The organism is Methanosarcinales archaeon (assembly GCA_014859725.1).
Classification (GTDB): domain Archaea; phylum Halobacteriota; class Methanosarcinia; order Methanosarcinales; family Methanocomedenaceae; genus Kmv04.
Window position 1 is genome coordinate 1 of record JACUTQ010000105.1, and the last position, 8,224, is coordinate 8,224.

The 8,224-nt window shown below is 40.3% G+C and carries 13 protein-coding genes; 7 read left to right on the forward strand and 6 right to left on the reverse strand.

Annotated elements, in window-relative coordinates; translation table 11 throughout:
* Positions 1-242: 242 nt before the first annotated feature.
* The 3 genes from IBX40_08940 to IBX40_08950 all read right to left on the reverse strand — a co-directional run bounded on the left by IBX40_08940 (position 243) and on the right by IBX40_08950 (position 1,962).
* Positions 243-437, reverse strand: coding sequence for a hypothetical protein (locus IBX40_08940; protein MBE0524438.1), 195 nt, complete (start codon positions 435-437; stop codon positions 243-245).
* Between the two features lie 396 nt (positions 438-833).
* Positions 834-1,289 (reverse strand): hypothetical protein, encoded by a 456-nt coding sequence (locus tag IBX40_08945; GenBank protein MBE0524439.1) that lies wholly within the window; start codon positions 1,287-1,289, stop codon positions 834-836.
* Between the two features lie 340 nt (positions 1,290-1,629).
* Entirely contained in the window at positions 1,630-1,962 is a 333-nt protein-coding gene (locus IBX40_08950) for a hypothetical protein (protein MBE0524440.1), read from the reverse strand.
* 230 nt (positions 1,963-2,192) lie between these two features.
* On the opposite strand from IBX40_08950, the gene IBX40_08955 reads away from it, so the two are divergent.
* The 3 genes from IBX40_08955 to IBX40_08965 all read left to right on the forward strand — a co-directional run bounded on the left by IBX40_08955 (position 2,193) and on the right by IBX40_08965 (position 3,518).
* A complete protein-coding gene (locus IBX40_08955; protein ID MBE0524441.1) occupies positions 2,193-2,345 on the forward strand; it encodes a hypothetical protein in 153 nt (50 codons plus the stop codon).
* Positions 2,346-3,130: 785 nt separating this feature from the next.
* Positions 3,131-3,319 (forward strand): hypothetical protein, encoded by a 189-nt coding sequence (locus IBX40_08960; protein ID MBE0524442.1) that lies wholly within the window; start codon positions 3,131-3,133, stop codon positions 3,317-3,319.
* The gene (locus IBX40_08965) at positions 3,279-3,518 is read left to right on the forward strand and encodes a hypothetical protein (protein MBE0524443.1); all 240 of its coding nucleotides are present in this window, start codon (positions 3,279-3,281) and stop codon (positions 3,516-3,518) included. Before IBX40_08960 ends, IBX40_08965 begins: the two co-directional genes overlap by 41 nt.
* A 10-nt stretch (positions 3,519-3,528) precedes the next feature.
* Here IBX40_08965 and IBX40_08970 read toward each other — a convergent pair whose 3' ends face one another.
* Positions 3,529-4,068 (reverse strand): glycerophosphodiester phosphodiesterase, encoded by a 540-nt coding sequence (locus tag IBX40_08970; protein ID MBE0524444.1) that lies wholly within the window; start codon positions 4,066-4,068, stop codon positions 3,529-3,531.
* Between the two features lie 433 nt (positions 4,069-4,501).
* Between IBX40_08970 and IBX40_08975 the strand changes: the two genes are divergently transcribed.
* The gene (locus IBX40_08975; protein MBE0524445.1) at positions 4,502-4,918 is read left to right on the forward strand and encodes a hypothetical protein; all 417 of its coding nucleotides are present in this window, start codon (positions 4,502-4,504) and stop codon (positions 4,916-4,918) included.
* Here the strand turns inward: IBX40_08975 and IBX40_08980 are convergent.
* The gene (locus IBX40_08980; GenBank protein ID MBE0524446.1) at positions 4,907-5,107 is read right to left on the reverse strand and encodes a hypothetical protein; all 201 of its coding nucleotides are present in this window, start codon (positions 5,105-5,107) and stop codon (positions 4,907-4,909) included. The genes IBX40_08975 and IBX40_08980 overlap by 12 nt on opposite strands.
* Before the next feature lie 252 nt (positions 5,108-5,359).
* Between IBX40_08980 and eif1A the strand changes: the two genes are divergently transcribed.
* The 3 genes from eif1A to IBX40_08995 are packed head-to-tail and all read left to right on the forward strand — an operon-like array spanning position 5,360 to position 7,083.
* Positions 5,360-5,680, forward strand: coding sequence for a translation initiation factor eIF-1A (gene eif1A / locus IBX40_08985; GenBank protein ID MBE0524447.1), 321 nt, complete (start codon positions 5,360-5,362; stop codon positions 5,678-5,680).
* 3 nt (positions 5,681-5,683) lie between these two features.
* The gene (locus tag IBX40_08990; protein ID MBE0524448.1) at positions 5,684-6,502 is read left to right on the forward strand and encodes a serine protein kinase RIO; all 819 of its coding nucleotides are present in this window, start codon (positions 5,684-5,686) and stop codon (positions 6,500-6,502) included.
* Positions 6,503-6,552: 50 nt separating this feature from the next.
* Positions 6,553-7,083 (forward strand): RNA-processing protein, encoded by a 531-nt coding sequence (locus IBX40_08995; GenBank protein MBE0524449.1) that lies wholly within the window; start codon positions 6,553-6,555, stop codon positions 7,081-7,083.
* A 45-nt stretch (positions 7,084-7,128) separates the two neighbouring features.
* Here IBX40_08995 and IBX40_09000 read toward each other — a convergent pair whose 3' ends face one another.
* Complete coding sequence (locus IBX40_09000; protein ID MBE0524450.1) at positions 7,129-8,061, reverse strand: hypothetical protein; 933 nt, start codon at positions 8,059-8,061, stop codon at positions 7,129-7,131.
* Positions 8,062-8,224 lie beyond the last annotated feature (163 nt).

Consider the following 8,224-nt stretch of genomic DNA (forward strand, 5'->3'; position numbering starts at 1 on the left):
TGTCCAGCCCCCATCCCTGCTTCGGCTCTCCCGCCGCCCCTTCTCGCCTTCACTCCACCCGGGTGCCCGTTCTGATCTGCTTCGCCTGCTCTTGTGGTGAGGGGGCTGGCAGGTGCTTTTCGATTGAATCGGCGGTTTGGGGAATGTGAAATTTGATGTTATGTTGGTAAGTGCCGGAGCTATTGTAAATATATATTTAAGGTTATTTAAATCTATAAGCCCCCATCCTTTCTTCTGCTCTCCTACCGCCCCCTTCGGTTCACTCTACCCAGGTGCCCGTCCTGATCTGACTCCGCCTGCTCTTGTGGTGTGGGAGCTGGCAGGCGCTTTTCGATTATTTCTGCAGGCTTTGGGGTGCGAAGTGTGGATGGATGCTTGGGTAGGTGGTTGCAGGTGGGGGGGGTTATATTCAGTTGTTGTGTGTGGAGTGCGGCCATGGCTGTTAAAATATATAAGTTATGTGATGTTTACAACATCTAATCTGTGTAAATCCGGGTAAATCTGTGTCTGAAAAATAATGGAACCCAGCCCCCATCCCTTCTTCGGCTCTCCTGCCGCCCCTTTCGGTTTACTTATACAGGGTGCCCTTCCTGCTCTGCTCCGTCCGGCCTTGTGGTTTGGGGGCTGGCAGGCGCTTTTCGATTAAATCGGCGGTTTTGGGATGTGAAATTATATGTTATGCCGGTAAGTGCCGGAGCCACTTGAAATATATTTCCAATGTTATTTAATTAAAAATAAAAAAACCACCGAGGACACAGAGTGCACAGAGCGATTTTCCCCTTCTCTGTGCTCCTCTGTGCACTCTGTGGTTAATATTGAAATGAATCCATTTTTCATCCTTTTTCGGCTCTCTTGCCGCCCCTTCTTGTCTTCACTTTGTCCGGGTGCCCGTCCTGATCTGACTCCGCCCGGTCTTGTGGTGTGGGGGGTGGCAGGCGCTTTTCGATTGAATCGGCGGTTTTGGGGAGTTGAAAATTAGATGTTATGCCGGTAAGTGCCGGAGCTGCCTTAAATATATTTTCAAGGTTATTTAAATAACCAAGCCCCCATCTTTTCTTCGGTTCTCCTGCTACCCCTCTTGCCTTCACTTTGTCCGGGTGCCCGTCCTGATCTGCTCCGCCTGCCCTTGTGGTGTGTGGGGGGTGGCAGGCGCTTTTCGATTGATCTGGCGGTCTGGGTATGACTATGTATAGCTGCCCCTGCCACCGCTGCCCTTTAGGGTGGCATGGTGACAGCCAACCTTGTTGATTCAGATAGCCTGGGTCCAGAGAGTCAGGAATGTGAAACAAGGTGCCGAATATGAATGTGATTTCTGCCTCCTCCCAGGGGTATCTATATGGGGGTGGATATGCGCCGGGTGTGGGTTGGGGAAGTTGTATTCAGTTGTTGTGTGTGGAGTGCCGCCATGGCTGTTGAACTATATTATTATTTGATTTCTGTTGAGTAGAGCCCATAGCGCACCTTTTATTGGAGTAATAGCTCCTCGGTTACTATGAACCCCCTCACAGCGAACCAATTTCGATATACCTCATGTTGTCTTATAAATTGTCCCTTAACTAAAAGTATGTGGACAAATCAAATATGTAAGAAAGTTTTCTACACCACTTGATCTCCGGTTTCTTCCCATCTCTACGAACCCGGCCGTTCTAGGCTATCCATAGCTGATTGTTGTTGTTGAAGATCCTTCTCTTTTTCCCTTTCGTCAAGAACCAGTCTTATCGTATTTTCCACTGCAAATTTTAAAAATGAATAGCGGGTTTTCTTTTTTATTATTTTATTGGCGTATAACCACTCAATGGCTAGGTCCATAGCGTATTTCTTTTCAGCACTGATTACGGTTTCCAGTCTAATTGTATCTGTTACTCTGATAGCGCTTATCCGCTTGGATAATTTCTTTCTAAGTTCTTTTGCGTGCAGTATATCCATTTTTGATATCTGTATATCTATAGGTATTTCTTCCATTTGTATACTACCCTAATTAACCATATATTGATTTAACTTGTAATTATATATTTGTCGTATACATAATAAAAGTTTGCTACCACAATTTATCTATAAATATTACTATCGTTTAATAAATTTAAATCTTTTGAACGTTAGATTAGCTTTTATAGCTGCTACTAAATCCACAACAAAAGTCCCTACTAAAGCTCATTATATTTGTGACACGTATGAAACCAAGTTCAATGGTAATGAGTGTCCCGAATGCGGAAATCGTAAAGGTAACCGCAAATTGGCGTCTGATGGAATTGAACAACAATTGCATAATCCTAAATGTTGTATTCGGGACTGCCGACCAACTCGAAGGGTATGGCCCCACCACAATAGATGATTTTTCCGAATAGGAAATCGACTGTGAATTTTGTGATTTTTCGATATTACCAAAAAACAGTATGCTGAGATGCTTCATGAAATTTCCCGATATTTTATAATTCAAATAAAAAAAAGGAATTTCGTATTTCTGCAATTTTATTCACTGATGCGTTTTTTGATGGGGATCTTAGGCTCTTTTAGGCTAATATTGGCTGACAATAATTGATTGAAAACTGCTTAATTTTTCATATGGTTGATCCACAGAGGAAGAGATACTGCCATAACAAATTGATCTGACCTGGAGATGGTGAAAAAGCATACATCCAGCACGTTATACCCCATCCGCCACCGCAGCCCGTCAGGACGGCATGGAGGCGGTCAACCTTGTTGATTCATGCAGCCCGGGTCCAGGGAGTCAGGAATGTGAAACAGGGTGCCAGTATTACCCTATAAACCATGTTATCTATAAATGAAAATACTATAAATGAAATTATCTATAAGCGATATTTTACTTATAAATTATATCACCCGTTACCTCTAGTGGTAGTATTTTTTTGAGTACATGTTTTTAATACCCCTAAAGTCACTAAAATTCCGAATAGGAAATCGACTATAAATTATGTGATTTTCCGATATTACCAAAAAACAGTATGTAGAGACGCTTTATGAAATTTCCCGATATTTTATAAATTCAAGTAAAAAACAGGGATTTCGTATTTTTGCAATTTATTCACTGATGCCGTTTTTGATGGTGATCCTAGGGTCTCTTAGGCTAATATTGACTGACAATAATTCATTGAAAACGGCTTAATTTTTCATGTGTTTGATCCACAGAGGGAGGGATACCGCCCTGACAACTTTATCTGACCTGGAGATGGTGAAAAAGCATACATCCAGTTCCCATCCAGCACTTTATAGTCCATCCGCCACCGCAGCCCATGAGGGCGGCATGGTGGCGGCCAACCTTGTTGATTCATGTAGCCTGGGTCCAGAGAGTCAGGAATGAGAAACAGGGTGCCGATAATGAATGTGATTCCTGCCGCCCCTTCTCGACTTCACTTTGCCCGGGTGCCCTTCATGATCTGCCTCCGCCTGCCCTTGTGGTGTGGGGGATGGCAGGCGCTTTTCGATTATTACAGCAGGTTTTGGGTGTGAAGTGGAGATGGATGCTTGGGTGGGTGGTTGCAGGTGGGGGCTCCACCTGAAATATAATATTTACTGACCTCGCCCTTCAATCAGTTTTTGGGTAGCTATACAAAGACAGATCACGGTATATGGGTACGTAATCAGCCAGCCCACCTGAAGGGCACTCCCCACTCCATTGATTACATATATTACTATACCAAGAATTATTGAAAATTGCAGGTTCGCCCAGCCAATTTCACTGCTTCTTGTCAGGGAATCTATGGCACCCTTTTTCTCTAATATGGCAATAGGGATCGCGTACTGGAATAATATCATTAGAATCAGGCCGGGAATTACAAAGAACATCAGGCCCACGATTATTGCCAGTAATCCGATTATTACCATCACCCAGCTGGTGATGAAATAGTCAAATCCCTTTAATATATCTTCTATTTCTACTTCCTCCCCCCTAATCAGCTTAAATGCCATATAGAAGATGCCAAAGAACAGGGGCGGGGCAGTTATGATAAAAATTGATCCCACTATAGCGATAAACGTTGCTATTAAAAATGTAACAAACTGTTCTTTGTACATTTCATAACTTTCACCCAGTATATCTTCCACCCTCACGGACTGTGCCTCCGAAAATTCTTGATCGTACTACTGGAATGTTCATTTAATTTATTTATAATTATCCGCAGAACCCACCTTCCTTACCCATTCCTCATCTATTCAAGTAAGTCGTTTTTTTTTAAGATTCCCCTTCATGACCCATAATAATATCTTTGTTCTTACTAGCAAGCCATTTTTCTATTAATTTCTTGCCTGTTACCGGATGAGCAACTATGACAATACTCCAACAATACCCCATCCCTTCTTCCGCTTTCCTCCCGACCCTCCTTCTTCACCTTCACTCTACCCGGGTGCCCCTCTGGATCTGCTCCGCCTGCTCTTGTGGTGTGGGGGCTGGCAGGTACTTTTCGATATCATGATCTGAACGGGTTGACTGCTCTTTTTCGAAAAATATTTATTTTTAGCAGTATTCGACTAAAATGGTGGAAGAATGATTAAAAAAATTAGAATATTAATTATCTTGATATTATTAATAAGTGGAGTTTTTATTAACGGCTGCGTGCAAGAAAAAACTTCGACAGTACCAACTGAAATCCCAACTATACATCCAACAACCACAATACCTGCGATTGATACAGAAATATATTGCATTAGCAATGAAACTGGTATACAGATGACTCATTCAGAAGCTTGGGATATTGCTGAAAACAGCGAATGTGTTATGGAGGGATCATTAAAGGATAGTTCCGTGTGTAATGAATATACAGGCACTTGGTGGATTGATCTTGAACCGTTAATCGAAAAACCAGGTTGTAATCCTGCTTGTGTTGTTAATGTCAATACAAAAACAACAGAGATAAATTGGAGATGTACGGGAGCTTTACCACCAAATAGCTCAGACTTCTGAAGCATGGTCCGGCCCGGTAAGAAGTCGGATTGTCCCATACCCGGCCGGAGAACCGCGATAATCCGCAGGCCGTTTTTTAGGCCATCCTGGTAACGCCCCTTCAAGGCGCGACCCTGGCCCGCCGTGAAAGTAGAAGGTTGGAGTGTCCCTGTAGGTCATCATATTCGTCGTAAGCGAGCCGATGGCCATCACTTAATTGATATAATTAGGTTTCAGAATTGTACACTTTCATAACAAATGCAAATTTTATGGTTTTATAAATCAATATACATATAATAAATTTAGATAATCAACATTACCTAGTTTTATATATCAATGCGGCATTTTACAATAGAGAAAAGTTGTTATATGAAATTGATCCTGTTATTGGATTTTTCTTAAATATTTAATAAAGAAAAGCCCTAATACTGGTATTATTCCACTTTAATAAGAGGTGTTAACCTGAATAATTATCGAAATAAGAAAAATCAAAATCAAGGAGACGAAGTAGTAAGAGTCAGGATTCCCAGGAAACATGACAATGAAATACTGGGTACTGTTGAAAGTATGCTTGGTGCAAATAAGATCAGGGTACGGTGCATGGATGGCGTGGTAAGACTTGGCAGGATACCAGGCAAACTTAAAAAACGTACATGGATAAGACCGGGTGATGTGGTCATAGTGGTGCCCTGGGATTTCCAGGATGCAAAAGCAGATGTTAAATGGCGATATACCCAACCTCAGGTAAATTGGCTTGAGAAAAGAGGATACCTGAAAGGATAATGAATGACAGTTGACTTTGATATTTCTAATTCTAAAAAATTAAAGACCATTGATAAGAAGATCGATGGTTTCAGGAAAAAAATCAAAGATTCTGAAGATCTTAAAGTCCAGGACGAAGTTTTTGACACTGCCACTTTGATGGCACTGTACAAACTTGCATCAAAAGGTTATATTGATGCTCTGGGCGGTACTGTAAGTACTGGAAAAGAAGCTAATATTTTCCATGCAATAAAAGAATTAGATCAAACTCAACAGGAATTAGCTATTAAGATATACCGCATCAACACCGGTAATTTCAAAGCCATGCAGGAGTATCTGATAGGGGATGTAAGGTTCAAGAATATTAGGCACAAGAAAAAAGATATTATTCTTGCATGGACCCGTAAAGAATTCAGGAACCTTACCAGGGCAAAGGAAGCAGGCCTTAATGTTCCGCAGCCGTTAATAACAGAACGAAACATCCTGATCATGGAATTTATAGGCAAGGATAATATCCCATTTCCCCAACTTCGAGAATTTAATCTGGAATATGAGCAGGCAGTGAAATTGGAATCTGAAATAGTGGATTTTATGTTACGCTTATTTAAAGATGCTGAACTGGTGCACGGGGATCTTAGCGAATATAATATCCTGATTAATCCTGATGACCTGACCCCGGTTTTTATTGATATGGGGCAGTCAGTTACTCTTGAGCACCTCAATGCAAAAGAATTCCTAACCCGTGACATTAACAATATGGCACGCTTTTTTAAAAAATTCGGTGTTAGTGTAGATGAGGAAGCCCTGCTATCGAAGATTATTAAATCCAGGGCTGACCATTAGTAATATGAGCTATGAGTTATATCATGGGGACAGTTATGTTTGAAGGTAAAATGACCACTTATATTAAAGTCCCTATTGAGAGGGTTGGTGTGATAATTGGACCCAATGGGAATACTAAAAAGATCATTGAAAAAAAATCCACGGCCAAAATGGACATAGATAGTGAGACTGGCAGCGTAGAACTAAGTGAACCTGAAGATCCTTTAATGGCAATGCGAACCGGGGAGGTAATAAAAGCCATCGGAAGGGGGTTTAATCCTGAAAAGGCCCTGCGTCTTTTTGATGATGATATGCTGACCCTGGAAATAATGTATCTGAGTAATATTGCATCCACTCCTAAAGAACTTAATAGATTAAGGGGCCGCATCATAGGGAAAAACGGAAAGTCAAGAGAGATATTCGAGAACCTGACAGGTTGCAGGATATCTGTCATGGGCAAGACGGTAAGTATTCTCGGACATATCGATCAGATCCTGATTGCCCGTACCGGTATCGAGATGTTAATAAACGGTTCTCCTCACGGACCTGTATTTTCTTTTCTTGAAAAGAAACGAAGAGAATTAAAAGAGAACAGATGGTAAACCCACCATCTGCTTGATTTTAAAAATTTTGTTCGCTCTTATATCTTACATTGGCAGTAAGACCTTTTCTACTGCTATATATTTCAGGATGAAAAGTGCAGAGTTTCCAGGATGGATAATGATTTTTTCTGATCTGTATCCATTCAGGACAACTTTAATCGTATTACCCCCCCAATTGTCGAATAGCTTTTCATGATAATGATCTAACCATGATTTTAGCAAGTTTGCATTGAATTTAGATGGAGAATCATCACCCTTTATTTCATCAAGGGGGAAAGATTTTCCAATTAACAAATTATACATATCATCGCGGTATATTGTTTTATTGGGATCATCTTTGTATAATATATAATTGTCTGTGGATAAAGCCTTGAGAGTGTCTACATCAATAATAATCATCCTGTCAAGTACACCGTATTCTTTTTGTACATTATTAAAATAGCTTTTTCTGTTTGATTTGGCTAATGCACCTAATTCTATTACTTCAACGATTTCTGATTCTTGTGTATCTTTATGGTAAATGCTGGCTGCCTTTGGTACATCTTTATAAACTACAACAATGAGATAATCATTGTCTTCTCTTAGATCATCTACACCTGATGTCCAGGCATATACGCCCCCAATTAAGATCAAGCCTATAATAAGTAAAACAATAACAGTACTTCGTTTGATATTCTTAATTATCTTTTTCTTAGTCTTTTCTTTAACTTCCTGGACAATTACAACTTCTTTTGGCGGAGGCGGTACATCTTCCCTTACAGGTTCAGGTTCCTCTTCGAACGGTTTAATTTCTTCTACTTCAGATACTGGTTTGTCTTCTTTCAATTCTTGAGCTATTTCTTCATCTGTTTTTGATATAGAAATTTCTGGTTCTTCATTTTCATCAGAAATTTCTTCATCAGAAGAAACTGGCTCAGATTCTGATTTTTCCGTCATATCCTCTGAAGACTGAAAAGTCCCCTCCTTTTTTTCATCCATATATCATTACTCAAGAATAATAATAAATAAAAATTTTTTGCATTCCTATTATGGATAATCTTTGATTTATACTTTATCAAGTTTTCCTTAAAAAACAATGTGCCTAATAAAAACGTACATGAAATTCTTCGAATAACATGCACAAAAATATGAAAGTACCCCT